This is a genomic window from Arthrobacter sp. efr-133-R2A-63 (genome assembly GCF_030209795.1).
Taxonomy (GTDB): domain Bacteria; phylum Actinomycetota; class Actinomycetes; order Actinomycetales; family Micrococcaceae; genus Arthrobacter; species Arthrobacter bambusae_A.
This window is the reverse complement of the sequence record NZ_JARVRG010000024.1, coordinates 204,745-228,751: the sequence shown is the minus strand read 5'-3', so window position 1 is coordinate 228,751 and position 24,007 is coordinate 204,745. Positions and strand designations below refer to the sequence as shown.

Genomic DNA, 24,007 nt, shown 5'->3' with positions numbered 1-24,007 from the left:
TCCGTCAGCGCTGGACTGCCCCGAATCGCTCTGCGGCGACGGCGACGGCGGCCTCACGTGCCGCCGATGCCTCGTCGGCGGTCAAAGTGCGGTCCGAGGCACGGAACCGCAGCCCGAACGCGAGCGACTTCTTGCCGTCTTCGATCCCCTGGCCCGCGTAGACATCGAACAAGGCGACGTCTTCGAGGAGTTCGCCGGCGCCTTCCCGGAGGGCCGCCAGCACTGCGTCCGCCGGAACGTCCTGCGGCACCACAAGGGCTACGTCCTGGGTGGCCACCGGGAAACCGGAGATGTGCTTGGCGACAATGACGTCCGGAGCGGCGTCGAACAGTGCGTCCGCATTGAGCTCGAGGGCAACGGAGCGCGCCGGCATGTCATGGGCGGCGAGCAGCTTGGGGTGCAACTCGCCGGCGTAGCCGACGACGTCGCCGGAGCGGAGCGCCAACCGGGCGGCCCGGCCCGGGTGGAACGCCTGGTGGCTGCCTTGGCTGACGACGAGTTCGACGCCGAGGACGTCGCCGACGAGCCGGGCAACATCCAGGGCGTCGGCCCAGTCCCAGGCACGCGGGGTGTGGGCCGCGGCTGCCGGGGAATCATGGCCGGTCAAGACCGCGGCGATGTGCAGCGGCTGGTCCGGGACGCCGTCGTACAGTCCGTCAAGGACCTCATCGGTTGGCTTGACTCCCAGCGGCGGGATGGATGCCGTGCCAAGCTGACCGTCCGGAAGGAACACCGAGCCTGCCTCGAAAAGGGCGAGATCGCGGAAACCGCGGGAGTGGTTGCGGCGGGCCACCTCGATCAGGCCCGGAAGCACGGACGTACGCAGGTAGCCATGTTCCTCGCTGATCGGGTTGGCCAATTTGAGGGCGGTGCGCGCCGCGCCTTCCTCTGCCACGCCGAAGGTGTCGTTGGCCGACTTGGAGACAAACGGGTACGACAGGACCTCGGTGAGCCCGGCGTCGGCGAGGGCCTGGACCACGCGGCGTTTTTGCTGCTGGGTCCGGGTCAGGCCGCGGCCAGGAGGGGCCACGGGCAGGGTTGCCGGGATGTTGTCGTAGCCCACCAGCCTCGCGATTTCCTCGGAGAGGTCTTCCTTGGTTTCCAGGTCGTTGCGCCAGCTCGGTGCCGTGACCACGTAGGAGTCGCTCGCTTCGTCCTTCAGGACGATGGCGCCGAGGTCCTTGAGGGAACCCGTGATTTGCTCTTCCGTGAAGTCGATGCCGATCCGGGAGGCCGCGTAGCCTGCCGGCAGCTCGATGGTGACGGCGTCAGGTGCCGTCCCGACGTCGGTGCCGGCTTCGTCCGCCGTCCCGCCGGCCAGTTCCACCAGGAGGTCGACGACGCGCTGGGCAGCTACGTTGGCAACCTGCCAATCCACACCGCGTTCGAATCGCTTGGACGCCTCCGACGGCAGCTTGTGCCTGCGGCGCGAGCGACCGATCGAGACCTCGTCGAAGTGCGCGGCCTCGACCAGGATGTTGGTGGTCGAATCGGAAACCTCGGTGTTGGCTCCCCCCATCACGCCGGCGATGCCGATTGCACCGGAGTCGTCGGTGATCAGGAGGTCTTCGACGTCGAGCGCCCGCACTTTATCGTCAAGGGTGGTGATCTTCTCGCCCGCGACGGCTCGGCGGACCACGATGTCGCCCGAAAGCTTGTCGAGGTCGTAGCAGTGGTTCGGCTGGCCGAGTTCGAGCATCACGTAGTTGGAAATGTCGACAGGCAGCGAAATGGAGCGGATGCCGGCAAGACGCAGCCGGGAGACCATCCATGGCGGGGTGGGACGGGTTGCGTCCACGCCGCGGACCGTGCGGGCCACGAAACGGTCGCAACCAGGCTTGCCGTAGATGGGGGCGTCGTCGTTGAGCTTGACGCCATAGCCGCCGGAGAGCGCCGCGGGGGCGTTGACCTTGGCCGCCGGGTCCGTGAAGACGGTTCCGGTGGCGTGGGCGTACTCGCGTGCCACGCCACGAATGGAGAACGCGTAGCCGCGGTCCGGGGTGACGTTGATTTCGGCGGCTTCGTCGTAGAGGCCCAGGAGGGACATGGCGTCGGTGCCGATTTCGGGATCCAAGCCGATGCGGGAGAGCACCAGGATGCCGTCGTGGTCCTCGCCGATGCCGAGTTCACGGACGGAGGCGATCATGCCTGCCGACAGGTGCCCGTAGGTCTTGCGGGCGGAAATGTGGAAGTCACCCGGGAGCACGGCGCCCGGGAGGGTCACCACAACCTTGTCTCCCTCGACGAAGTTGTGGGCACCGCAAATGATGCCCTGCACGCCGGAAGGATCGATGCCCTTGCCGGTCAGGGTCTGCTCCTGGCCTTCAGGGACAACGCGGACCTGGCACCAGTTGATGGTCTTGCCGTTGGACTGCGGTTCCTTGACGAGGCTCAGGACCTGGCCCACCACGATGGGACCCTTGAGTTCGTCCGTGGGGCGGTGGACCGCTTCTTCCTCAAAACCGACCTTGACGAGTTCCGCCATGACGTCTTCGGCCGTGGCGTCGGCCGGAACCTGCGCGAATTCACGCAGCCATGTAAGTGGGATACGCACTGTTAGATCTCCATCCCGAAGTGCTCGCTGAAACGTACATCGCCTTCGATCATGTCGCGCATGTCGCCGACCTCGTTGCGGAACATGAGCGTGCGCTCGATGCCCATGCCGAAGGCAAAACCTGAATACTCGTCCGGGTCGATGCCGGCAGCGCGCAGGACGTTGGGATTGACCATGCCGCAACCGCCCCATTCGATCCAGCGGGGGCCGCCCTTGGCGCCGGGGTGCCAAATATCCAGCTCAGCGGAAGGCTCGGTGAACGGGAAGTAGTTGGGACGCAGCCGGATCTGTGCCTCGTCACCGAACATCTGCCGGGCGAAGTGCTCCAAGGTGCCGCGCAGGTCGGCCATGCTCAGCTTCTTGTCGATGGCCAGGCCCTCGAACTGGTGGAACACGGGCGTGTGGGTGGCATCGAGTTCATCGGTGCGGAACACCTTGCCCGGGCACAGCACATAGATGGGCACTTCGCGCTCCAGCATGGAACGGACCTGCACCGGGGACGTGTGCGTGCGCATGAGCAGATGCGCCTCGGGAGGCTCCACGAAGAAAGTGTCCTGCATTTCGCGGGCCGGGTGGTCCGGCTTGAAGTTGAGGGCGTCGAAGTTGAACCACTCGGACTCGACCTCGGGTCCTTCGGCGATTTCCCAGCCCATGCCGACGAAGATGTCCGCGACACGGTCCTGCAGCGTGGACAGCGGGTGGCGGGCACCGGCGCGGCGCCGTCGCGGTGCCGCCGTGACGTCGACGGTTTCCTCGACGAGGATGCGGGCGTCGTTTTCGGCTTCGAGCACAGCGGTCCGTGCTGCGAGCGCCTGGTTGACGCGGCCACGGGACGAACCCATGAGCTTGCCCGCGGCGGCCTTCTGTTCCTTGGGCAAGCCACCGATTTCACGGTTGGCAAGGCTCAAGGGCGACTTCTCGCCGGTGTGCGCCAAGCGGACGGCTTTGAGTTCTTCGAGGGAGGATGCAGCAGCAATCGCGGCGACGGCTTCCTCAACGGCAGCGGTGATGGCAGCTTCATCCAGAGGGTTCGGGATGGCAGCGCCCGGCAAAGTGTCAGTCATCTACTGTTCTTAGCTACGAGTCGGAAATGGTCTTCACCAGGCAGGGCCGTGGCAAAAGCAGGAGTCATGCTCGCCGGACACGTCCGGCGGACACTAACCCCAGTCTAGTAGAAGGGTTCGGCGGGGCTTTAACCCATGACACCCTTCCAGCGCCCGGGGCTAGCATGGCTTCATGACACCGGCCCGCACCATCACTGTCACCGGAGAAGGAACCGCCGAAGCCGTTCCCGACCTGCTCACACTCACACTCGCCGTCGAAGTCAGGCGGGACGCCGCCGAGGCGGCCTATGACGACGCCGGAGCGATCGCCGCGGCCGTCACGGACGCCTTGCGGGGGCACGGCGTGGCCGCACGTGATCTGCGGACCAGCGGCCTCAATCTGCGCGCCGAACTTGTCTGGGCCGAAAACCAGGGGCAAAAGGTCACTGGTTATGTTGCGTCCACCACCCTGGTCGCCCGGGTAGGCCCGCCGTCGGCGGCCCCCGCGGCCATCTCCGCGGCGGTGGCTGCGGGGGGTGACAGCCTTCGCATCAACGGGATCGAGCAAGGATTCACGGATTCGTCCGCGGTTGCGGCGCGGGCACAAGCGGCGGCGTGGCGGGAAGCCGAAGCGACGGCGTCCCGCTTTGCGTCACTCGCAGGCGTCCGCTTGGGGCGGGTGCTCTCCATCGATCAGCGGCCGGAGCATGGATCACCTGTGCCTATGATGTCCGGCATGAAGCGTGCCTCCGCGGGCGAAGGCGTTCCCATCGAGGCGGGATCGGCGGCTGTTTCCGCGAGCGTGTTGGTGCAGTGGGAGCTGGACTCGCCAGCGCCGGCCCAGAGACCAGCGCCAGCTTAGTGAATAGCGCCGGCGGACAGCTTCGCGTCCACCGGAGTCTCAAGCGCTGTGCGCACGACGACGGCGATCCCCCGGCCCATGTCCCGCGTCGCCATGCCGGGCGCGGTGCTTCCCTGCGGAGTCCGCGCTTCGTCATAGGGAACGTGGATGAAGCCGCCCCGCGGACGCGGTGCTGCCGTTCCGGCGAGCTCGTGCATGAGGGCATAGAACACGTGGTTGCACACGTACGTCCCGGCGGTCTGTGAGACTTCGGCGCGGATTCCGGCGATCTGCAGTGCCCGGAGCGCGGCCTTCACCGGCAGCGTGCTGAAGTACGCCGCTGGCCCTTCGGGGACCACCGGTTCGTCGATGGGCCGGTTTCCGGCGTTGTCCGGAATCCTGGCGTCATCGCAGTTAATGGCCACGCGCTCCAAGGAGAGGCGGTCCCGGCCTCCGGCGAGCCCGACGCAGACAACCAGCTCGGGGTGAAGTCGGCCGACGGCGTCGCGCAGGACCGCGGCGGATTCACCGAAGACGCACGGCAGCTCGAGCGCTTCCACTCCATGTCCTTCTGTGCGCAAGATTTCCTGCGCTTCGAGGACGGCAGCCCACGAAGGGTTGTTCGAATCGCCACCGAAAGGCTCGAACCCCGTCAGCAGAATCATGCACCCACCCTAGCAACAGCTCGCGCGGCTCCCCCGTCCTCGCGCGGACTTTCACCGGCTGTTTCATCAGCCCGTGGTTCAGCAGGCCTTGACAACCATTCGAACATATATTCGAATGGAGCATATGAGATGGGACGCACAGGCGCTTTCACCACGACGTGGTCCGGCACAAGGAGACAACAGCAACAGCATTCCGTCCGGAGCCGCCCCAGCAACAGACGCACTGCTGCCGCTGGCCGGGCTTGTGCGTTCCGTCTCTACCCCCGAATTCTCCGGAGTCACCTTCCATGAGGTCACCGCCAAATCGGTGCTCAACAAGGTGGCGTCCGGTTCCCAGATGCCTTTCGAATGGACGGTCAATCCTTACCGCGGATGCAGCCACGCCTGCGTCTACTGCTTTGCGCGCAAGAGCCACACCTATCTGGAGTTCGACGCCGGACACGATTTCGATTCCCAAGTGATCGTGAAGATCAACGCAGCAGAGGTCCTGCGCAAGGAACTCGCGAAACCGTCGTGGGGCCACCACCACGTGGCGCTCGGCACCAATACGGATCCGTACCAGCGGGCAGAAGGCCGCTATCAGCTGATGCCGGGGATCATCCGGGCCTTGGCCGATTCCGGTACACCGTTCTCCATCCTCACCAAGGGAACCCTCCTGGGCCGGGACATCCCCCTCCTCAAGCACGCCTCAAGCCAAGTGCCGGTGGATCTGGGCATCTCGCTGGCCATGACTGACGAAGCCCTTGCATCGGCAGTGGAACCGGGCACGCCCGCACCACGCGCCAGGCTCAAGCTCATCCGCCGCCTGCGCGAGGCCGGGTTGCCTTGCGGTGTCATGGCCATGCCCATCCTGCCGTGGCTGACGGACAGCGATGAAGCCCTGGAGTCGCTCTTTACCGCGTTGTCCGACGCCGGTGCCACCGGCGTCACGGCCGGGGCGTTGTACCTGAAGCCGGGCACCCGGGAATGGTTCATGCAGTGGCTGGCGGCACAGCACCCCGGCCTGGTCGGCAAGTACCGCCGTCTCTACGGCCAAGGCTCGTATGCCTCCAAGGAATACAGGACCTGGCTAAGTGGACGTATCAACTACTTCAAGGCCCGCCACGGTTACTCCGGAAGCAGCGGTTTCAGCCACAGGAACGCCGCTGTCGGCAAGGAACCGCCGGCGTCGTCACCACCGGCTTCCGTACCAACAGCAGGCCAGTCCACTCTTTTCTAGCCAGGTCTTTGTTAGCCAAACCTGTTCAGCCAAGCAGGCCCGAGGCCACCCGCTCCAGCAGCGCCTGGACAATCGGAAGGTCGGCAGGGATCCACGGCAACGTGGAGGCCTCGTCTCCGTTGCCCAGCGGAACCCACCGGAGTTCATCATGGTCCTGGAGGGGACGCGGCGCGCCGTCGAGCAGTTCGGCGAACCATACCCTCATGACGGCCCGCTCGTTCAGGGGCCATCCCGTGCCTGCCTGCGGTTCCACTTCGGCTCCGAGCCGGACGGTGACTCCGAGCTCCTCGAGCAGTTCGCGGTGCAGGGCGTCTTCGAAGGATTCCCCGGCCTCGAGTTTGCCGCCCGGGAACTCCCACATACCCGCGAATTGCGGTGGGGCGCTGCGCCTTGCGACGAGCAACCGTTTCGGATTTTCAAGGGAATCGACGACGGCGGCGCCCGCCACGCTTATCAGTCCAGTCACCGCAACAGTCTATGGGCCGCCAGGTGATCACCTCCGCCTATGGAAGTGCTCACATTCAGGGCCATTCGCCGGAGACTCGCACTAAGCTTGAAAGCTGGCTTTATTCCCGTCGAGTGGCTTCCCACTCACCCCCAAGAAACAGGACGATGACCACTACCGCTGTCAGCAAGACCTCCCAAAAGACCGGAAACCGCCACGTGGCGCTGGCGATCTTCGCCCTTGCCATGGGTGGATTTGCCATCGGCACCACGGAGTTCACCATGATGGGCTTGCTCAAGGAGATCGAGCAAGGACTCAACATCAGCACGCCTGAGGCCGGGAACCTGATTTCTGCCTACGCCTTGGGGGTCGTGGTGGGGGCGCCGATATTCGCTGCCCTGGGCGCCCGCCTCCCCCGCAAGCAACTTGCCTTGGGTCTCATGCTGTTCCTGTCCATAGCGAACCTGACGTCCTTCATCGCACCGGACTACGGAACCATGTTGATCACGAGGTTCGCCTCGGGACTGCCCCATGGCGCCTTCTTCGGGATCGCCGCGGTCATCGCGGCGAGCCTGGTTGCTCCCACCAAGCGCGGCTGGGCGATTTCGATGGTCATGGGCGGGCTCACCATCTCCAATGTCATCGGCGTTCCCGTGGCTACGTGGCTCGGCCAGAGCTTCGGGTGGCGCCTGCTCTTCATAGTCGTCGGCGCGATCGGCCTTGTCACCAGCGTGTTGCTGTGGAAATTTGTCCCCTTTGAGCCTGCCCACCCCGAGGCAAGCATCCGCCGGGAACTCGGTGCCCTCAAACGCATCCAGGTCTGGCTGGCATTGTTGATCGGAATCATCGGTTTTGGCGGCTTCTTTGCCACCTACACGTACATCTCCCACACCATGACGTCCGTGGCCGGCATCCCCGAGGCGCTGATACCCCTGGTGGTTGCCCTCTACGGTCTCGGCATGGTGGCAGGCAACATCCTCGGCGGCCGCATCGCCGACAAGTCGGTCATGGGAACCATCTACCGGGTCCTTCCGCTCATCGCGTTGGCGCTGGTGGCCTACGCCGTCGCAGCCCACTGGGCGTGGTCCGCGTTCATCATGGTCTTCATCGTGGGCGGTATCGGCTCCATGTTGGTTCCGCCGTTGCAGACGCGCCTCCTCGACGCATCACCGGACGCCCCGTCCTTGGCTTCCTCGCTCAACCATTCCGCCCTCAACATCGCCAACGCGCTTGGCGCGTTCCTGGGCGGCGTGGTCATCGCCTGGGGTTGGGGTTACGTTGCCCCGGCCCTCGTCGGTGCTGTCCTCGCAATCCTGGGACTTGGAGTCGCGGGCATCAGCGGCTGGCTGGAACGCAAGAGGCCACTGGCTGCATAGTGCTGTCGCAGGACCTAGACCTGCACCCGCTCCACGTCCGGTTCAAGGTAGATGACCCGCGCGATCGGCACTGCAGTGCGGATCCTGAGTTCGGCGTCGTCGATCGCTTTGGCAATCGCCTGGCCGGTATCTGCCGCGCCCACACTGATCTTCGCGGCGACAAGCAACTCCTCCGGACCCAGGTGCATGGTCTTGAGGTGGATGATGCGCGTGCCGTCGGACTCGATGGCTGCCGTGATGCGCCCGTTGTCCTCTTTGGTGGCTGATTCGCCGAGCAGCAAGGACTTGGTCTCCACCGCGAGCACCACGGCGATTCCCACAAGAAGCAGCCCGATCATTCCCGTGCCCGCCGCATCCCACAAGCCGTTGCCCGTGAGGAGGGTCAGGCTCACGCCGAACAGGGCGAAAACGAGGCCCAGCAGCGCTCCGAAGTCCTCCAGGAGAATCACGGGCAATTCCGGCTGCTTGGCGTTGCGGATGAACTTGATCCAGCTCTGCCCGCCGCGCAAGGGATTGGACTCGTGGATGGCCGTCCGGAAAGAGAAGGATTCCGCCACCACCGCGCCGAGGAGCACAGCCAGCGGCACCCACCAGAAACCACCGTCGATGGCATGGGGATGCTGGAACTTCTCCGCGGATTCGTACAGCGCGAAGAGGCCACCAACGCTGAACAGCACAATCGAAACGATGAAAGCGTAAATGTAACGTTCCCGGCCATAGCCGAACGGGTGTTCCGGACTAGCGGCGCGCTTCGCCCGCTTCCCGCCAAGCAGCAGGAGCAGCTGGTTGCCGGAGTCCGCTACCGAGTGAATCGCCTCGGCCAACATGGACGACGACATCGTCAGGACGAATGCGACGAACTTGAGCACGGCGATCGCCAGGTTGGCGCCAAGTGCCGCCAGGATTGCCTTGGTACCGCCGTGTTCAGCCACGTCAGGCCCCCTGCTGGGAGCGTGCGCTGGCGTAAAGACAGACAGTGGCAGCTGTGCCGAGGTTCAAGCTTTCCGCCGAACCGTAAACCGGCACGGCGACGCGATGGTCCGCAAGCGCCAGTTCCGACTCTGAAAGCCCTTGCGCCTCGTTACCGAACAGCCAGGCCGTTGGTGCTTCGAGTGCGTAAGCGGAAAGGGCTGCCGACGCTCCCAGACGGCGTGCCGCGTTCTCATCCTGGAGTTTGTCCAGGTTGAGGGTGCCGTAACCGTCCGCGGCGAGGATTCCGATACCGCGTTCCTTGCAGAGGGCCACGAGTTCCTCGACGTCCGCACCCAGGACAACGGGCAGGTGGAAGAGCGAACCTGCCGTGGACCGGACGGCCTTCGGGTTGTAGATGTCAACGCTGGAGGCCGTCAAGACGACCGCATCCGCGCCCGCGGCATCGGCGGCCCGAAGGACTGTTCCAGCGTTGCCGGGGTCCCGCACCTGGCACATGACGGCGATCAGCCGCGGTCCGGCGTCGAGCACCGATTCAAGGCTGACGTCCACAAAACTGCAGACGGCCACAATCCCTTGGGGATTGACAGTGTCCGCCATGGCGGCCAGGACGTCGTCGTTCGCGAGCCGCAATGCGACGCCATCGGCGAGCCCGGCCAGTTCAGGGAGCCGGTCAAGGCAGCTTTCGCTCGCGAAGACTTCGTGGACGACGCCGGGCTCCCCCGCCGCGGTCCGCTCCCGGTGCAGGACCAGCGCCTCACGAACAGCCTGGGGGCCTTCCGCGAGGAACCGGCCGCGTTTTAAACGGACCGGGCGCCCTGCAAGCTTTGCGACATCCCTGACCCGATCGGCTCGGGGGTTGGACATCGGAAGTTCTTGCGGGCGCCCGGTTTCGTTCATATACAGAACATTAGTGGCAGTTGCCACTGTCCCATGAACTGAGGCTACGCGTGCTAGTCAGCAGCTTCAGCGGCCGGCTTCTTCGCAGCCTTGGCCTTGGGGGCCTTGGCAGCGGGCTCTTCGTCGGAAACGGAGGCCTTGACTGCCGGAGCAGCCTTGGTAGCCGCAGAAGTCTTGGCGGCAGCCTTCGGAGCGGACTCGGCTTTGGCGGCCGGAGCAGAGGTGTCGGCCGGCAAGGAATCCTTGGCAACCTGGACCAGTGCGGCGAAAGCGTTGGCGTCGGAGACGGCCAGCTCTGCCAGCATGCGGCGATCAACCTCGACCTCAGCGGCCTTCAGGCCCTGGATCAGGCGGTTGTACGTCAGCCCGTTGGCGCGGGATGCAGCGTTGATGCGCTGGATCCAGAGGCGACGGAAGTCGCCCTTCTTCTTGCGGCGGTCGCCGTAGCTGTACACAAACGAGTGCAGCAGCTGCTCTTTAGCCTTGCGGTACAGGCGAGACCGCTGACCGCGGTAACCCTTGGCCCGTTCAAGGACAACCCGACGCTTCTTGTGGGCGTTTACCGCCCGCTTCACACGTGCCACGTGCGTACTCCTTCAAAATTCTTATCCCAAGCTGCTACTGCCGGAAACCCGGCCGGCCTGAGAAGGCTTTGGTGTAGTCGGCAGCTACCGGATGGCAGCAACCAGAAAACTTGGAACTTAGACGCCGAGCATCTTCTTGATGACCTTGGCATCGCCCTTGAAGACGATCTTGTCGCCGGCAAGGCGACGGGTCAGGGTGGAGGACTTGTGCTCCAGGTAGTGGCGGCGGTTGGCCTGCTGACGCTTCAGCTTGCCGGTACCGGTCAGCTTGAAGCGCTTCTTAGCACCACTGTGGGTCTTCATCTTCGGCATGGGAACCGATCTCCTTACGTGTCCGCAGACTGGGTCTGCAGTTCTTTCGTGCAGCCACCCCATAGGAGGCGGCTGCTGCTTTCGTGCCGGGCGGAGGGGATGCCTCCTGCGGCGTGACTAGTTGGTCTTGCGCGCCGCTGGCTTCGGGGCGGCCTTGGGGGCTGCCGGTCGAGCTGCAGGCTTCGGAACCGCGGGCTTCGCCATCGGTTTCGGTACTGGTGTGGCAGCAGGCTTGGGAGCAGCCGGCACAACGGGCTTCGGAGCGGCCTGCTCAGGAGCCTTTGCCGGCTGAGGAGCCTTGACCGGTGCCGGTGCCTTCGCAGGCGCCGCAACCGGGGCAGCCTCAACTACGGGAGCCTTTTCGACAACCGGAGCCGCTTCAGCCACAGGGGCCTCTTCGACAACCGGAGCCGCTTCAACCACAGGGGCCTCTTCGACAACATTGTCCTCAGCGACCGGAGCCTCTTCGACTTCAGCAGCCTCAGCTTCAACGGTCTCCGGGGCGGTTTCCTCGGCCTGGGTCAAGAGTTCCGCCGGGAGCAAGTCCGCGAGTGACTGGGTCAAGGGAGCATCCTCGCCTGAAACGTCAATCCGGCCTGCAGCCTTGGCTTCATTCTGGGCTTTGGCTTCTGCACGCTGCGCCGCGCGGCGGGCCTCGGCCTTGGCCTCAGCCTTGTTCTTCAGCGGACCGATCACCATGACCATGTTGCGGCCATCGATACGCGGGCTTGACTCAATCACGCCGACTTCGGCAACATCCTCAGCGAAGCGCTGCAACAGACGGATGCCCATTTCAGGGCGCTGCTGCTCACGTCCGCGGAACTGGATCATGGCCTTTACCTTGTCACCGGCACCCAGGAAGCGAAGCGCGTGGCCGCGCTTGGTCTCATAGTCGTGGGTGTCGATCTTCAGGCGGAAGCGGATTTCCTTCAGAACCGTGTTTGTCTGGTTCTTGCGGGCCTCACGGGCTTTGACAGCGGCTTCGTACTTGTACTTGCCGAAGTCCATCAGCTTGCACACCGGAGGCTTCGCCTGCGGTGCAACTTCAACGAGATCCAGGTCAGCCTCGGCAGCCAGACGCAGGGCGTCCTCAATACGGACGATTCCAACCTGTTCGCCGGCAGGGCCGACCAAACGCACCTCGGGGACGCGGATACGCTCATTGATTCTTGGCTCGCTAATGTCAAAGCTCCTGTTGTTGTGATGAGTATTCCACCGGCAAATAGAGAAGGCCCCCAATTGCTGGCGCAATCGAAGGCCTCGAAGATCGGATAAGCCCCTCAATGGGGGCATTCGCACCATCCAAGGTTGACCTTGAACGGTGTCCGACCAAGTACCCGGCAACTTACATCCCCGAAGGGAAACGGCTGACGCGGGTGGGAGAGAACTCCGCTTGCAAACTGAAAATCAATTCTACAGAAATCGGCAACCAACCGCACATTAACGATGGGTGGCCGAGCGCTGCATATGCCATGGAAATGGCAACTTCCAGTCGGTCTGTGACAAGCTTACCAGCATGAGCACTTCAGACAGCAATTCCCTCGACCACGAGCCCACCGGCACCGATGCCGGAGTAGGCCAGCAGATCCGCGACATTTCGGAAGTTCCGGCTGTTGAGGTCATCACCACCGGCGCCGTTCACCTCATGAGCGCAGCAGCCGTCAAGGTGGGCTTGGCCGACGATCCCGAGGCCGAGGAGCTCAAGGACCTGGACGAGGCCCGCAAACTGATCACCGCCTTGGCCGGACTCGTCACCGCCGCAGCACCGGAAATCGGTTCGCAGCACGCCGGCCCCTTGCGCGACGGCCTCCGCTCCCTGCAGCTTGCGTTCCGCGAGGCGTCCTTGATACCGGACGAGCCGGGCAAGGGCCCGGGCGAAAAGTTCACCGGCCCGGTCAACTGATCCGGACTACCTGTACGACCGCGACGGCGGGCCGGCCCCTTTGGCCGGCCCGCCGTCGTCGTACTATCGCGCTTGGGCGAAACTCAGCTGGCGGGATCTCCCGCGCCGGCGCGGGAGATGGTCATGCTCCGGCGCCGACGCAGCTGGAGGAACAGCCCGGCCAGGCACAGGATCACTCCCGCCGTCCCGATGGCGACGAAGCCGGCCCAGGGCCCCACTCCGTCGATGAAGAGCCCCGCGACCGGCGAACCGAAGGCTACCCCCGCCGTAAGGGCCGAGCCATACCAACCCATTGCCTCTCCACGCCGTTCCTCGTCCACGAGGTCGGCGACCTTTTCCGATGCCGCGGACAACACGGGCGCGCAGAGCAGGCCGGGGAGCAGCGACAACAATGCAAGGGTCCAGGTGTCCCCGGCGAAGCCCATCGGAATGGTCAGTGCCGCCATGCCCAGCAGGAGGAGGATGGGTGAAACGGGCCGGTGCATGGCGCCGTAGATGAGCCCGCCGACAACCGAAGAGGCGCACCAGAAGAAGAAGACAATTCCGATCTGGCTCTCGTGCCCGCCGCGCTGCAACACCGCGACGATTCCGACGTCGGTGCCGCTCAGCACCATGCCTGATCCTGCGGCGACGGCGAACACGGCGGCCACTGCCGCGGTGAACCACGTGAAGTTCCGGGCCATCCTTCCCCGCAGCCCGGACGGCTGGAAAACCGTCGGAGCCATCTCGGAGGCGGCTTCCTGGAGATGGGCCGGCGCCGATGCCACCACGGCGGCTTCGGCCGCATGGAGCTCATCGGCATCCCGGTCAGCCGTCTGGCCGGCATCCAGGACGACTTCGCTGCGGGTGGGCGGGTTGAACCAGAACAAGAACAGCCCGGCGGCTGAGGTGCACACACCGACGATGGTCAGGCCGAGGACCGTGAAGCCGCTGGTAGCGACAACTGCGCCCACCGCGGGGCCGATCATGAAGACCACTTCGGTGCCTATGGAGTCCAAGGCATAGGCGGAACGCCGTTGCTCACCGTCAACCAGGACACCGAGGGACTGCCGGATGACGCTGAAGATCGGCAGCGTCAGCAGGCCCCCGACGAAGACGAGCGGAAGGATCCATTCGTAGCTGACGTGGGGCACCACGGACCAAATCACCAGTTCCGACACCACCGAAGGAATAAGCGCCTTGCGCAGCCCGACGGTGTCCACGCGCCGGCCCCGCCACGGGGCGCCGATCGCGATGCCGATGGTGAAGACCGCGGCGGCAGCACCGGCGGCGGCATATCCCTTGCCCAAGGTGAGCACGATGTGCAAAGTGAGCAGGACCCCGGCTGCCGAGTGCGGTATGCGGGCCACCATGCCCACCAAGAGGAGACGCCGCACGGACGTGATGGACAGCATCTCCCGGTAGAGAGAGAAATTCACGAGCTACATCCCCTGTTCTGCCGAGGGCAGGACAAGGACGTTCCCCCTGTGCCTCCGGCTACTGTGCCGCCCGCTGCAGGCTGACTTCGATGGAGTCAACCCGCTCGGCGAACAATTCATTCTGCGCCCAACGCCCGTTCAGCCCGGCGACGAGGTCCTGCACCGCTGCGGCGTCCAGGCCGTCTTCGAGATACAGCACCACGCGCAATTCGGGCCCGGGTCCTCCGCCGGCCATGGCCGATCCGTCAGCCGTGCGCGAAGCCATTCCCGATCCCGGCCGCACCTCCAGGCGCCGCACGGCCGGGTACACCCCTGCCAGGGAATTGAGAGCAGCCTCCAGTTCATCATCAAGGTACGACGGCGTCCAGTCACGTTGCTGCGCCAGCGACCACATGGCGGGCCGTCGCACAACGAAGGTCACATCGGAACCGGGGTCGAGCACGAGCAGCTGGGCTCCCTCCGAGACAGCCGACAGCGCTGCCCGGGCCGCGTAGACTGCGACGGGACGGGCCTGCGGGTGCCAGGACTCAAGTGCGCCGGCCGAAGTGAACACGGGCATGGCCGTGCGGCCATCCGGCGCTTTCAGTGTCACGAGCGCCATGTCGGCCTGCTTGTCGGCATGGAGGCCGTCCACGCCCCCTGCTTCCTCAGCAAGCTGGGCCACGACCGGAACGAAGACCCTGGCGGTCGCCAGGGAAGCCACCACACCGGCCTCGCTCCCGGTACCCGCGAGCAGGGCGGCGACGGCGGCGAGGTACCCGGCGTCGGCCGTTCCGTCGTCGTCTTCGAAGTTGTGGATCTTGGCGGCGTCTCCGCTCAAATCCCGGCCCGCCCAGGGCTGGCCGGCGGAATCGACTGCTCCCCCGGCACCTGCGAGGGCCGCGGCGATGTGCCCGGGCAACTGCCGGGGCGCGGGAGTCGAATCCTTGTCAGCGGCCGGGGACTGTGGATCGTGGGACATCAGCGGCGCCCGGCGACGTCCAGGGCTTCCGGAAGGGTGAAGGCCCCGGCGTACAGCGCCTTGCCGACGATCGCTCCTTCGACCCCGAGCGGCACGAGTTCGCGGAGCACCCGCAGGTCCTCCAGGCTCGAGATTCCGCCGGACGCAATGACAGGTTTGCCGGTCTTTTCCACCATCTGGCGCAGCAGCTCGACGTTGGGACCCTGCAGGGTCCCGTCTTTCGTCACGTCGGTGACCACGTAGCGGGCGCAGCCGGCGTCCTCAAGGCGGGCGAGCACTTCCCAGAGATCCCCGCCTTCCTTGGTCCAGCCCCGGCCTGCGAGCGTTGTGCCGCGGACGTCGAGCCCGACGGCGATCTTGTCACCGAAGCGGTCGATGGCCCGGCGTGTCCACTCGGGGTCCTCCAACGCGGCGGTTCCCAGGTTCACGCGGGCGACGCCGAGCTCGAGTGCGCGCTCAAGGGATTCATCGTCGCGCAGTCCGCCGGACAACTCCACCTTGACGTTCAGCTGGGAAACAACCTCGGTGATGAGGCCGGCGTTGTTGCCGCGGCCGAAGGCGGCGTCGAGGTCCACCATGTGCACCCACTCGGCTCCGGCGTTCTGCCAGTTCAGCGCTGCTTCCAACGGGGTGCCGTAGCTTGTCTCGGAACCGGCTTCTCCCTGAAGGAGACGGACGGCCTGGCCGTCCACGATGTCGACGGCGGGCAGGAGTTCCAGAACTGGCAGTTCGGAGGCGGTGGTCATTGAAGTCCTCGGTGTTTGTGGGGACGGGCGTCAGTTGCCCGGCCGGGTCATTTAGGGGCCAGGGTGAAGAGATAGGCAGCCAGCAGTGCAAGGCCGGCGAGTACGTAGAACGAAACGGAAACCCAGGCGGGGCGTTTCTGCTGGTGGAAGGAGATACCGCCGCCGACCAGCAGCCCGGCCGTGCCCATGAGAATAACGGACCACATATCAGGCAGTTCCTTCGGCTTCGCTCGCGTGCGGTTGGGACTTGGCCGGTGGACGCAGGCCCTCAACCCAGTTGCGCAGGAGCCGGGCTCCGGCGTCGCCCGACTTCTCGGGGTGGAATTGCGTGGCGCACAACGGTCCGTTTTCCACGGCGGCGATGAAGGGGGCGCCGTGTTCGGACCAGGTTACCTTCGGCGGGGCCATGCGCGGCTGGACGACGTCGAATTCCCACTTCTGCACGCCGTACGAGTGCACGAAATAGAACCGTTCGTGCTCGACGCCGGCGAACAGCTTCGAGCCTTCCGGCACGTCCACCGTGTTCCAGCCCATGTGCGGGACAACGGGCGCCGGCAGGAGCTCCACCTTGCCCGGCCACTCGCCCATGCCTTCGGCTTCGGTTCCGTGCTCGACACCGGCTTCGAACAGCACCTGGAGCCCGACGCAGATACCGAGGACGGGCCTGCCCCCGGCAACACGCCGGCCGATCATCCGGATGGCGTCGACTGCCTTGAGTTCGCGCATCACTGTTTCGAAGGCGCCGACGCCGGGGACCAGGAGCCCGTCAGCGTTCAGGACGTCTTCAGGCTTGGCGCTCAGTGTGACTGCCGCACCGGCACGCTCAAGGGCGCGGACTGCCGAGCGGACATTGCCCGAGCCGTAGTCAAGGACCGTTACGGTCGGCTTGCCCTCAGGCGAGACGATGCGGCTGGCGGCTTTCGGATCCACCACGGCGCCATCCTTGAGGATGTGCGTACTCACAGGGCACCCTTGGTGGACGGAATGCCTTCGACCCGGGGATCGGACTCGACGGCGGAACGGAGTGCACGGGCGAATGCCTTGAACTGGGCCTCGACGATGTGGTGCGGATCCCGGCCGGCCAGGACATTCATGTGGAGGCAGATGCCGGCGTGCAGGGTAATGGCCTCAAAGACGTGGCGGGTCAGCGACCCGGTGAAGTGTCCGCCGATCAGGTGGTATTCCTGGCCGGCGGGCTCACCGCCGTGGACCAGGTAAGGGCGTCCGGAGACGTCGACGACGGCGTGGGCCAACGCTTCATCCAACGGAACCGTAGCCTCGCCGAAGCGACGGATACCGGCTTTGTTGCCCAACGCGGTGCGCAGGACCTCGCCGAAGGTGATCGCAACGTCCTCCACCGTGTGGTGGGCGTCGATGTGGGTGTCTCCCGTCGCCTTGACGGTCATGTCGATGAGCGAATGCTTGGAGAGCGCCGTCAGCATGTGGTCATAGAACGGCACTGAGGTGCTGATGTCCGAGACCCCCGTGCCGTCGAGGTTGATTTCAACCAGGACGGAGGACTCACTGGTGGTGCGTTCCATGCGTGCTGTCCGGGCGGCCGCCGTGCTGGCGCCGTTTTCGCTCATTGATATGTCCTTAGGAGGAAGGTGTGGTGGGGCTAGTCCAAGTCTAGGCCGGTGAGGGAGCCTGGCCGTCCAGCAAGGCTTCGAGCGCCTCAAGGAAGGCGGTGGTCTCCGGCTCCGTGCCTGCCGTCACCCGGAGGTGGCCCGGTATGCCGACGTCGCGGATCAGGACTCCACGCTCCAGCAGGCCTTGCCACAGGGCATGGGGGTTTTCGATTCCGCCGAAGAAAACATAGTTCGAATCGGAGGCGGCCGGGGTGAAGCCCATGCGGGTCAACTCGCAGACAATGCGATCGCGCTGGATCTTGATGTCTTCGACGTCGGCCATGAGGGCTTCGCGGTGCCGGAGTGCGGCCAGCGCAGTCGCCTGGGTGATGGCGGAGAGATGATACGGAAGGCGGACCAGGCGGATCGCGTCGGCGACCTCGGGGGCAGCGGCCATATAGCCGATGCGTGCACCGGCGAGGGCGAAGGCCTTGCTCATGGTCCTGGAGACGATCAGGCGCTCCCGGCCAGGGAGGAGCGTCAGCGCGCTTGGCGTATTATCGTGGGCGAACTCGTGGTAGGCCTCGTCCACGATCACGACTGTCTGGCTTGCTTCGCCTGCCTCGTACACGGCTTCGACAACATCCAGGCCAAGTCCGGTGCCGGTGGGGTTGTTTGGCGAGCAAAGGAACACGACGTTCGGTTTGAGTTCGCGCACCTGCGCGGCGGCCGAGGCTGCATCGAGTCCGTAGTCATCGCCGCGAACACCCGCAATGTAGGCGGTGTCGGTGCCGCTGGCCAGCAGGGGGTACATGGAGTACGTGGGAGGGAACCCGAGCGCGGACCGTCCGGGGCCACCGAAAACCTGGAGGATCTGCTGCAGCACTTCATTGGAGCCGTTGGCCGCCCAGATATTCCCGGCAGCGAGGTCGTGGCCAAGGTATTCCGCCAAGGCCTCGCGCAGTTCAGTGAACTCACGGTCCGGATAGCGGTTCAGTCCGGTCGCGACTGCCGCCACCGCTTCGGTGATGGCCGCCTGGACATCGGCCGGAACGCCATGCGTATTCTCGTTGACGTTGAGCAAAATCGGGACATCAAGCTGCGGCGCGCCATACGGGCTCAGGCCGCGGAGGTTGGTCCGGAGGGGAAGTCGGTCAAGTCGCTCAAGCTGCTCACTCACCATGACAGTTTAAGGTGCCACGGCGGATGCCCTGAAACTGTGACGGCCCTGCGCCCGTTCAGGCGGGCTGCCACCCTGGACGAAAGTGCCCTCAGGTGGCAGGAATGAACAGTTGCTGGCCCGGTACGATGCGTCCGTCCTGCAGGTTGTTCAGCTGGATAATCTCGGCTACGACATCGCGAGGATCCCGGGAAGGCGCCGCCTTCCCTGCAATCCCCCACAACGATTCGCCCATTTGAACCGTGACACTCGTGCTGGACGTGGGCTGTAGCTCGGCGACGGAGTCAGCAGCCTTGGCCGGTGAATTCAGGAATCCCGCCAGACTGAGCAGCGCTGCAACCACGAGCATTGCCGGGAGGCCGAAGAAGACCATACGGCCCCGGCGTGTCAGGTGAAGCCTGCCCGGCGCCGCACTGCGGCCTGGGGTGTGGGTGATGGTGATTGCGGACATGAGCTGAGCCCTTCTGAACAATGCCGCATTCCGGAATCTCTGGGTGCGGCTGCCAATTCTTGCCTTCAGTCAGTGCTTGCGAGGCGATTGTTCGTCCATGTCTTCGAACGAACACCCGGATCCCGCAGCACTTTTATAGAACACATATTCGAACCTTGCTATGACATTTTTAGCACTTATCAACGAACGATGTCGAGACTCGCTAGAACAAATGTTTGATAAACGCCTGTGCCTGCCCTACGTTTGAGTGAAGGAACGAGCACTGAATCAGTGCAACAGGAGGGTCTGACATTTCAGGCCGACAGTCCCGGGAAGCGCCTCAGCGGCGGACGGGCGGAACGGAAGGGCGTTGGCGAACATGGCAGCGAAAGCCACTGGCAGCGGGTCGGCCTCATCGCGGAGCCAGCAGCCACAGAAGGCCCCCAAGAGCCTGACCGTCCGCCAGAAGAAAATCCTGGAGACCATCCAGCGTTCAGTGAACGATCATGGCTATCCGCCGTCGATGCGCGAAATCGGGGACACGGTTGGCTTGGCCAGCCTGTCCAGTGTCACGCACCAGTTGTCACAGCTTGAGAAGCTCGGCTATCTCCGCCGCGATCCCAAGCGTCCGCGGGCGATGGAAGTCCTCATGCCATTGACCTTGGACGGCGGCTCGGTCATTCCCGGCGTCGAGGCTCCGGCGAAACTCCGGAGCGCGGGCGGCCTGGCCGTCACGGAGCTCGCGAGTGCCAGCGACACGGCCATGGTTCCCCTCGTGGGGCGCATTGCTGCCGGTGGACCCATCCTGGCCGACCAGACCGTTGAAGATGTCCTCCCGCTGCCCCGCCAGCTGGTTGGCCATGGCGAGCTCTTCATGCTGAAGGTCGCCGGTGATTCCATGATCGACGCCGCTATCTGCGATGGCGACTGGGTGGTGGTACGGCGGCAGAACGACGCACTCAACGGCGACATCGTGGCCGCGCTCCTGGACGACGAAGCCACCGTCAAGACCTTCCGTCAGCGCGACGGCCACACATGGCTGCTCCCCCAGAACACGCAATACGAGCCTATCCTGGGTGACCATGCCACCATCATGGGCAAGGTCGTCTCGGTGCTGCGCTCACTCTAGGACGCGCCCAGACGCGCCCGAGCCCGGACGCGCCCGCTTTAAGCCTTGGCCGACTCGGCGTAAAGCCGCTCGAGCGCACCGCGCACCACTGAACGGTCCGTCGTGGGCCAGAAGGGCGGCAAAGCTGCCCGGAGGAAGTTGCCGTAGCGTTCCGTCGAAAGCCGTGAATCCAGTACTGCCACCACGCCTTTGTCCCCCGTTGAGCGGATGAGGCGGCCTGCTCCCTGGGCCAGCCGGATGGCCGCGTGCGTCGCGGACACTGCCATGAAACCGTTGCCCCCGGCCTGCGCGACCGCGCGGGATCGTGCCGTCATCAGGGGATCGTCCGGACGAGGGAACGGGATCCGGTCGATGACGACCAGCCGGCAGGAACCGCCAGGAACGTCGACGCCCTGCCAGAGGGACATGGTGCCGAACAGGCACGTGTCCTCTTCCTCGGCAAACTGCCTGACCAACGCGGCCATGGTCGATTCGCCTTGGCACAGGATGTCCACGTCCAGGCGCGACCGCATCGCGTCCGCGGCGTCCTCCGCCGCACGGCGGGACGAAAAGAGGCACAAGGCTCCGCCGTGGGAGGCTTTGATGAGCTCTTCAAGTTCGTCGAGCGCCTCGGGCGAAGTGCCGCGCCCAGGCTTGGGCAGGTGCTTGGCGACGTACAGCATGCCCTGCTTCGGATAGTCGAACGGCGAGCCGACATCCACGCCGGTCCAGCTCGGGGCGCCTTGGCCAGTCAGGCCAAGCCCGCCGGCGGTAGCCTCGAAGGCAGAGCCAATGGCCAAGGTGGCAGAGGTCAAGACCACGGTGTGGCCTGCGAAGAGACCTTCCCGGAGGCGTCCGGCAACGCTGAGCGGCGCGATGTTGATGAGCGCCGGCGAATCCTCGTCGGGTGCCGTGTAGCCCTGCTGCGGATCGAAGGTGCTGTTCCGGGACAACCACACGACTTCCCGGTTTTCCCGGGCGGAGAGCAGCCGTTCGCACAACTCAAGGATCAGCATGAGCCGTGAGCGCGCGAGCTGGCGTCCGCCGTCGACCGCGTTGGACGAATCCCCCTTCGAATCGGAAAGCGCCGCACGGCACGCTTCCCGGAGCTGGTCCACGCAATCCAGCTGTTCATCATTGAGCCCGTTGGGCAGGAGGCCGGACGGCGCACCGATGATCGCGAGTTCCAGGCGGTCGGCTGCGGCGTTCAGCGCGTCCACGGTGATGGCTGTATGTTTGCGGGCGCTCGAGGCCGCGGCATGGATCATCGCCACCGACAGCTGTCCGGACACGGCTCCCGTCACGCGGTCCTGGAGCTCGTGGGCCTCGTCAACCACTACGACGTCGTACTCGGGCAGCACGGCCAGGCCTTCGAAGGCGCTGACGGCGAGCATGGCATGGTTGGTGACCACGACGTCGGACTCCGCGGCACGGTGGCGGGACAGCTCGCTGAAGCACTCCTCCGCCATCGGACACTTCTGCGCGCCGAGGCATTCCATCGACGTGACCGATACTTGGCGCCAGGCCCGGTCTGTCACACCCGGCATGAGTTCGTCGCGGTCCCCTGTGGTGGTCTTCCCGGCCCACTCGCGCAGCCGCAGGACTTCCTTGCCGAGCTGCGAGGCCGGCCCGCCGATGGCTGCGGCGAGATGCGGGACGCTGGTGTCCTCGCCGAGGGAGAACAACTGCCCCTCGGCGGGCTCCTCGCTCGGGAAACCGCCCTCCAGCTTGTGCAGGCACACATAGTTGGCCCGGCCCTTGACCAGGGCGATGCTGACCGGACGTTCCAGCTCCGGATTGATGGTTTCCAGGAGGCGGGGCAGGTCCCGGCCCACGATCTGCGTCTGCAGGGCAAGGGTAGCCGTGGACACCAGCGTGGGCTTGTTGCTTTCCATCGCGTGCGCAATGAGCGGAATCAGGTACGCGAGGGACTTGCCCGTGCCCGTGCCCGCCTGGACCAGGAGATGTTCGCCGGTCTCGATCGCCCGCGCCACCTGCCTGGCCATCTGGTGCTGGCCCGTGCGGTTTTGCCCGCCCATGCCGGCAACGGCTTTGTCCAGGAGTTCGAGGGCGATCCGCTCCCCCACGGTCTCGCCGCGCTCCCCCGCCTCTGGATCAACCATTGCTGACGAACGACTCCAACTCGGCGGCGAGGTTCTCATGGACCATGGCCACCACGCGGGTGCCTTCCTCCTCATGCTCGAGGCTGAGGATTTCGGCGTCGGTGTTGTGCAGCTTGTTGATGAGCTCGCCGCGGTTGTACGGAATCAGGACCTCAAGGCGCACGCCGGGGCGCGGAATGGCCTCGCTGATGGCTCCAAGGAGCTCCGCGATACCCTGCCCTGTGCGCGTGGACACGACGACGTGGCGTGGCTCTTTCTGCTTAAGCCGCTCAATGACGAACGGATCCGCGGCGTCCGCCTTGTTCAGGACAATGATTTCCGGGATCTTCCGCGCATCCACTTCGCTGAACACCGTGCGGACGGCGGCGATCTGGCCTTCCGGATCGGGATGCGAAACGTCCACCACGTGGAGGATCAGATCGGCGTCGGCCACCTCTTCCAGCGTGGAACGGAAAGCCTCCACGAGCTGGGTGGGCAAGGAACGCACAAAGCCGACGGTGTCCGAGAGCGTGTAGCCGATCCCGTCAGGCGTCTGGGCTTTGCGGACCGTGGGATCCAAGGTGGCGAACAACGCGTTCTCCACGAGGACACCGGCGTCGGTCAGGCGGTTGAGCAGCGACGACTTTCCGGCGTTCGTGTAACCGGCGATGGCAACCGAAGGAACGGCATTACGACGGCGGTTGGCCCGCTTGGTCTCGCGCGAGGGCTTCATCGCCGCGATTTCACGGCGAAGCTTGGCCATGCGTGTGCGGATTCGACGGCGGTCCAGCTCAATCTTGGTTTCACCAGGACCACGCGAACCCATGCCGGCGCCGGCGCCGCCCACCTGGCCACCGGCCTGGCGGGACATGGAATCGCCCCAACCACGCAGGCGCGGCAACAGGTATTCCAGCTGCGCCAGCTCCACCTGGGCCTTGCCCTCGCGGCTCTTGGCATGCTGCGCGAAGATGTCGAGGATCAACGTGGTGCGGTCCACTACCTTGACCTTGACGATGTCCTCAAGGCCGCGCCGCTGGGACGGCGCCAGTTCGGCGTCGACCACTACGGTGTCCGCGCCGGTGGACATCACGATGTCCTTGAGCTCCAAGGCTTTGCCTGAGCCAAGGAACGTGCCGGGGTCCGGCTTCATGCGGCGCTGGACGATGCCGTCCAAGACTTCCGAGCCGGCCGTTTCGGCCAAAGCGGCAAGTTCCCTGAGCGAATTCTCGGCGTCGGCCAGGGTGCCTTCGGTCCAGAGGCCTGCCAGCACGACTCGCTCAAGGCGCAGCTGCCGGTATTCGACCTCGGTGACATCTTCCAGTTCCGTGGACAGGCCCGCGGTGCGGCGCAAGGCCCGGCGCTCGGCCAGGTCCTCTTGGTCGCCGTCGTAGATGCTGTGTTCATCGTCCAGGCGGGAAATCGCCTGGGCCTTGCCAAACACGCCCCGGGGTTCGTCGCGGTCCTGCACCATGGCAGGTGCGTCCTTGGAGAGAATCCGGTCGATGACAGCCTGGATTTCTTCAGGACTCATGTCCTGGGCGTCGGAATCGGGTCCGGTGTTCTTCTGCGTGGTCATGGTCTCCTTTAGGGGGTTCGGCATTTCCAGAATAGTGCCGATTCGTCTCTTATGGCGCGGAATTCGCGCAGGGCTGATGCCTGGCAAGCCCCTGCCGATGGTCCGGGTATCCCTCCGGAGGGGCTGCGCGGAGTGCGTGCACAGTT

24 protein-coding genes are annotated in these 24,007 nt (G+C 65.2%); 5 read left to right on the top strand and 19 right to left on the bottom strand.

The window, feature by feature from the left end:
• Positions 1-4: 4 nt before the first annotated feature.
• Together pheT and pheS are read right to left on the bottom strand one after the other, a co-directional pair.
• Positions 5-2,554 carry a phenylalanine--tRNA ligase subunit beta gene (pheT, locus tag QRN45_RS13750; RefSeq protein ID WP_241708844.1) on the bottom strand — a complete coding sequence of 850 codons (2,550 nt, stop codon included), beginning with the start codon at positions 2,552-2,554 and terminating at the stop codon, positions 5-7.
• Positions 2,555-2,556: 2 nt separating this feature from the next.
• Positions 2,557-3,618, bottom strand: coding sequence for a phenylalanine--tRNA ligase subunit alpha (gene pheS / locus QRN45_RS13745; RefSeq protein ID WP_078105647.1), 1,062 nt, complete (start codon positions 3,616-3,618; stop codon positions 2,557-2,559).
• Positions 3,619-3,790: 172 nt separating this feature from the next.
• Between pheS and QRN45_RS13740 the strand changes: the two genes are divergently transcribed.
• Positions 3,791-4,459, top strand: coding sequence for an SIMPL domain-containing protein (locus QRN45_RS13740; RefSeq protein ID WP_284763718.1), 669 nt, complete (start codon positions 3,791-3,793; stop codon positions 4,457-4,459).
• Here QRN45_RS13740 and pcp read toward each other — a convergent pair.
• Positions 4,456-5,103, bottom strand: a complete 648-nt coding sequence (gene pcp / locus QRN45_RS13735; protein WP_284763717.1) for a pyroglutamyl-peptidase I — start codon at positions 5,101-5,103, stop codon at positions 4,456-4,458. The two genes, QRN45_RS13740 and pcp, sit on opposite strands and share 4 nt — an antisense overlap.
• Positions 5,104-5,227: 124 nt before the next feature.
• Here pcp and QRN45_RS13730 point away from each other — a divergent pair, with 124 nt between their 5' ends.
• Complete coding sequence (locus QRN45_RS13730; RefSeq protein WP_241708841.1) at positions 5,228-6,322, top strand: Rv2578c family radical SAM protein; 1,095 nt, start codon at positions 5,228-5,230, stop codon at positions 6,320-6,322.
• Between the two features lie 25 nt (positions 6,323-6,347).
• Here the strand turns inward: QRN45_RS13730 and QRN45_RS13725 are convergent, their stop codons facing one another.
• The gene (locus tag QRN45_RS13725; RefSeq protein WP_264637683.1) at positions 6,348-6,788 is read right to left on the bottom strand and encodes a (deoxy)nucleoside triphosphate pyrophosphohydrolase; all 441 of its coding nucleotides are present in this window, start codon (positions 6,786-6,788) and stop codon (positions 6,348-6,350) included.
• A 146-nt stretch (positions 6,789-6,934) separates the two neighbouring features.
• Here QRN45_RS13725 and QRN45_RS13720 point away from each other — a divergent pair, with 146 nt between their 5' ends.
• Complete coding sequence (locus QRN45_RS13720) at positions 6,935-8,143, top strand: MFS transporter (protein ID WP_264637682.1); 1,209 nt, start codon at positions 6,935-6,937, stop codon at positions 8,141-8,143.
• A gap of 14 nt (positions 8,144-8,157) precedes the next feature.
• On the opposite strand, the gene QRN45_RS13715 is transcribed toward QRN45_RS13720, so the two are convergent.
• The 5 genes from QRN45_RS13715 to infC all read right to left on the bottom strand — a co-directional run bounded on the left by QRN45_RS13715 (position 8,158) and on the right by infC (position 12,009).
• On the bottom strand, positions 8,158-9,075 hold the full coding sequence (locus tag QRN45_RS13715; RefSeq protein ID WP_284763716.1) for a cation diffusion facilitator family transporter: 918 nt from the start codon (positions 9,073-9,075) through the stop codon (positions 8,158-8,160).
• Position 9,076: 1 nt separating this feature from the next.
• Positions 9,077-9,973 carry a TrmH family RNA methyltransferase gene (locus tag QRN45_RS13710; protein ID WP_284763714.1) on the bottom strand — a complete coding sequence of 299 codons (897 nt, stop codon included), beginning with the start codon at positions 9,971-9,973 and terminating at the stop codon, positions 9,077-9,079.
• A 53-nt stretch (positions 9,974-10,026) separates the two neighbouring features.
• Complete coding sequence (gene rplT / locus QRN45_RS13705; protein WP_284763712.1) at positions 10,027-10,557, bottom strand: 50S ribosomal protein L20; 531 nt, start codon at positions 10,555-10,557, stop codon at positions 10,027-10,029.
• Between the two features lie 117 nt (positions 10,558-10,674).
• Positions 10,675-10,869: a 50S ribosomal protein L35 gene (gene rpmI, locus QRN45_RS13700; protein WP_059387794.1), complete on the bottom strand. Its 195-nt coding sequence runs from the start codon at positions 10,867-10,869 to the stop codon at positions 10,675-10,677.
• 117 nt (positions 10,870-10,986) lie between these two features.
• Positions 10,987-12,009: a translation initiation factor IF-3 gene (infC, locus tag QRN45_RS13695; RefSeq protein ID WP_502870718.1), complete on the bottom strand. Its 1,023-nt coding sequence runs from the start codon at positions 12,007-12,009 to the stop codon at positions 10,987-10,989.
• A 376-nt stretch (positions 12,010-12,385) separates the two neighbouring features.
• Between infC and QRN45_RS13690 the strand changes: the two genes are divergently transcribed.
• On the top strand, positions 12,386-12,772 hold the full coding sequence (locus tag QRN45_RS13690) for a DUF1844 domain-containing protein (RefSeq protein ID WP_078105657.1): 387 nt from the start codon (positions 12,386-12,388) through the stop codon (positions 12,770-12,772).
• An 83-nt stretch (positions 12,773-12,855) separates the two neighbouring features.
• On the opposite strand, the gene QRN45_RS13685 is transcribed toward QRN45_RS13690, so the two are convergent.
• The 8 genes from QRN45_RS13685 to QRN45_RS13650 form a co-directional block, all read right to left on the bottom strand.
• Positions 12,856-14,190, bottom strand: a complete 1,335-nt coding sequence (locus QRN45_RS13685; protein ID WP_264637679.1) for an MFS transporter — start codon at positions 14,188-14,190, stop codon at positions 12,856-12,858.
• Positions 14,191-14,248: 58 nt separating this feature from the next.
• A complete protein-coding gene (locus tag QRN45_RS13680) occupies positions 14,249-15,151 on the bottom strand; it encodes an SseB family protein (protein ID WP_284763708.1) in 903 nt (300 codons plus the stop codon).
• On the bottom strand, positions 15,151-15,897 hold the full coding sequence (gene priA, locus QRN45_RS13675; protein WP_078105660.1) for a bifunctional 1-(5-phosphoribosyl)-5-((5-phosphoribosylamino)methylideneamino)imidazole-4-carboxamide isomerase/phosphoribosylanthranilate isomerase PriA: 747 nt from the start codon (positions 15,895-15,897) through the stop codon (positions 15,151-15,153). Before priA ends, QRN45_RS13680 begins: the two co-directional genes overlap by 1 nt.
• A gap of 47 nt (positions 15,898-15,944) precedes the next feature.
• The gene (locus QRN45_RS13670; protein ID WP_171983385.1) at positions 15,945-16,103 is read right to left on the bottom strand and encodes a CG2302 family histidine operon protein; all 159 of its coding nucleotides are present in this window, start codon (positions 16,101-16,103) and stop codon (positions 15,945-15,947) included.
• Between the two features lies 1 nt (position 16,104).
• Positions 16,105-16,860, bottom strand: a complete 756-nt coding sequence (gene hisH, locus QRN45_RS13665; RefSeq protein WP_284763707.1) for an imidazole glycerol phosphate synthase subunit HisH — start codon at positions 16,858-16,860, stop codon at positions 16,105-16,107.
• Positions 16,857-17,483, bottom strand: coding sequence for an imidazoleglycerol-phosphate dehydratase HisB (hisB, locus tag QRN45_RS13660; protein WP_078105662.1), 627 nt, complete (start codon positions 17,481-17,483; stop codon positions 16,857-16,859). The genes hisH and hisB overlap by 4 nt, the downstream gene beginning before the upstream one ends.
• Positions 17,484-17,526: 43 nt before the next feature.
• Positions 17,527-18,645, bottom strand: a complete 1,119-nt coding sequence (locus tag QRN45_RS13655; RefSeq protein WP_284763706.1) for a histidinol-phosphate transaminase — start codon at positions 18,643-18,645, stop codon at positions 17,527-17,529.
• A 91-nt stretch (positions 18,646-18,736) separates the two neighbouring features.
• Complete coding sequence (locus tag QRN45_RS13650; RefSeq protein WP_264637675.1) at positions 18,737-19,096, bottom strand: LysM peptidoglycan-binding domain-containing protein; 360 nt, start codon at positions 19,094-19,096, stop codon at positions 18,737-18,739.
• 358 nt (positions 19,097-19,454) lie between these two features.
• On the opposite strand from QRN45_RS13650, the gene lexA reads away from it, so the two are divergent.
• On the top strand, positions 19,455-20,204 hold the full coding sequence (lexA, locus tag QRN45_RS13645; protein ID WP_078105743.1) for a transcriptional repressor LexA: 750 nt from the start codon (positions 19,455-19,457) through the stop codon (positions 20,202-20,204).
• Between the two features lie 38 nt (positions 20,205-20,242).
• Here the strand turns inward: lexA and QRN45_RS13640 are convergent, their stop codons facing one another.
• Positions 20,243-22,306 (bottom strand): ATP-dependent DNA helicase, encoded by a 2,064-nt coding sequence (locus QRN45_RS13640; protein ID WP_284763705.1) that lies wholly within the window; start codon positions 22,304-22,306, stop codon positions 20,243-20,245.
• Entirely contained in the window at positions 22,299-23,861 is a 1,563-nt protein-coding gene (gene hflX, locus QRN45_RS13635) for a GTPase HflX (RefSeq protein WP_284763704.1), read from the bottom strand. The genes QRN45_RS13640 and hflX overlap by 8 nt, the downstream gene beginning before the upstream one ends.
• Positions 23,862-24,007: the final 146 nt, after the last annotated feature.

Excerpts from the sequence above, each read along its gene's own strand:
- pheS (WP_078105647.1), bottom strand. The coding sequence starts at position 3,618 with ATGACTGACACTTTGCCGGGCGCTGCCATCCCGAACCCTCTGGATGAA.
- QRN45_RS13740 (WP_284763718.1), top strand. The coding sequence starts at position 3,791 with ATGACACCGGCCCGCACCATCACTGTCACCGGAGAAGGAACCGCCGAA.
- pcp (WP_284763717.1), bottom strand. The coding sequence starts at position 5,103 with ATGATTCTGCTGACGGGGTTCGAGCCTTTCGGTGGCGATTCGAACAAC.
- QRN45_RS13730 (WP_241708841.1), top strand. The coding sequence starts at position 5,228 with ATGAGATGGGACGCACAGGCGCTTTCACCACGACGTGGTCCGGCACAA.
- QRN45_RS13720 (WP_264637682.1), top strand. The coding sequence starts at position 6,935 with ATGACCACTACCGCTGTCAGCAAGACCTCCCAAAAGACCGGAAACCGC.
- QRN45_RS13710 (WP_284763714.1), bottom strand. The coding sequence starts at position 9,973 with ATGAACGAAACCGGGCGCCCGCAAGAACTTCCGATGTCCAACCCCCGA.
- rpmI (WP_059387794.1), bottom strand. The coding sequence starts at position 10,869 with ATGCCGAAGATGAAGACCCACAGTGGTGCTAAGAAGCGCTTCAAGCTG.
- QRN45_RS13690 (WP_078105657.1), top strand. The coding sequence starts at position 12,386 with ATGAGCACTTCAGACAGCAATTCCCTCGACCACGAGCCCACCGGCACC.
- QRN45_RS13680 (WP_284763708.1), bottom strand. The coding sequence starts at position 15,151 with ATGTCCCACGATCCACAGTCCCCGGCCGCTGACAAGGATTCGACTCCC.
- priA (WP_078105660.1), bottom strand. The coding sequence starts at position 15,897 with ATGACCACCGCCTCCGAACTGCCAGTTCTGGAACTCCTGCCCGCCGTC.
- QRN45_RS13670 (WP_171983385.1), bottom strand. The coding sequence starts at position 16,103 with ATGTGGTCCGTTATTCTCATGGGCACGGCCGGGCTGCTGGTCGGCGGC.
- hisB (WP_078105662.1), bottom strand. The coding sequence starts at position 17,483 with ATGAGCGAAAACGGCGCCAGCACGGCGGCCGCCCGGACAGCACGCATG.
- QRN45_RS13650 (WP_264637675.1), bottom strand. The coding sequence starts at position 19,096 with ATGTCCGCAATCACCATCACCCACACCCCAGGCCGCAGTGCGGCGCCG.
- lexA (WP_078105743.1), top strand. The coding sequence starts at position 19,455 with ATGGCAGCGAAAGCCACTGGCAGCGGGTCGGCCTCATCGCGGAGCCAG.
- QRN45_RS13640 (WP_284763705.1), bottom strand. The coding sequence starts at position 22,306 with ATGGTTGATCCAGAGGCGGGGGAGCGCGGCGAGACCGTGGGGGAGCGG.
- hflX (WP_284763704.1), bottom strand. The coding sequence starts at position 23,861 with ATGACCACGCAGAAGAACACCGGACCCGATTCCGACGCCCAGGACATG.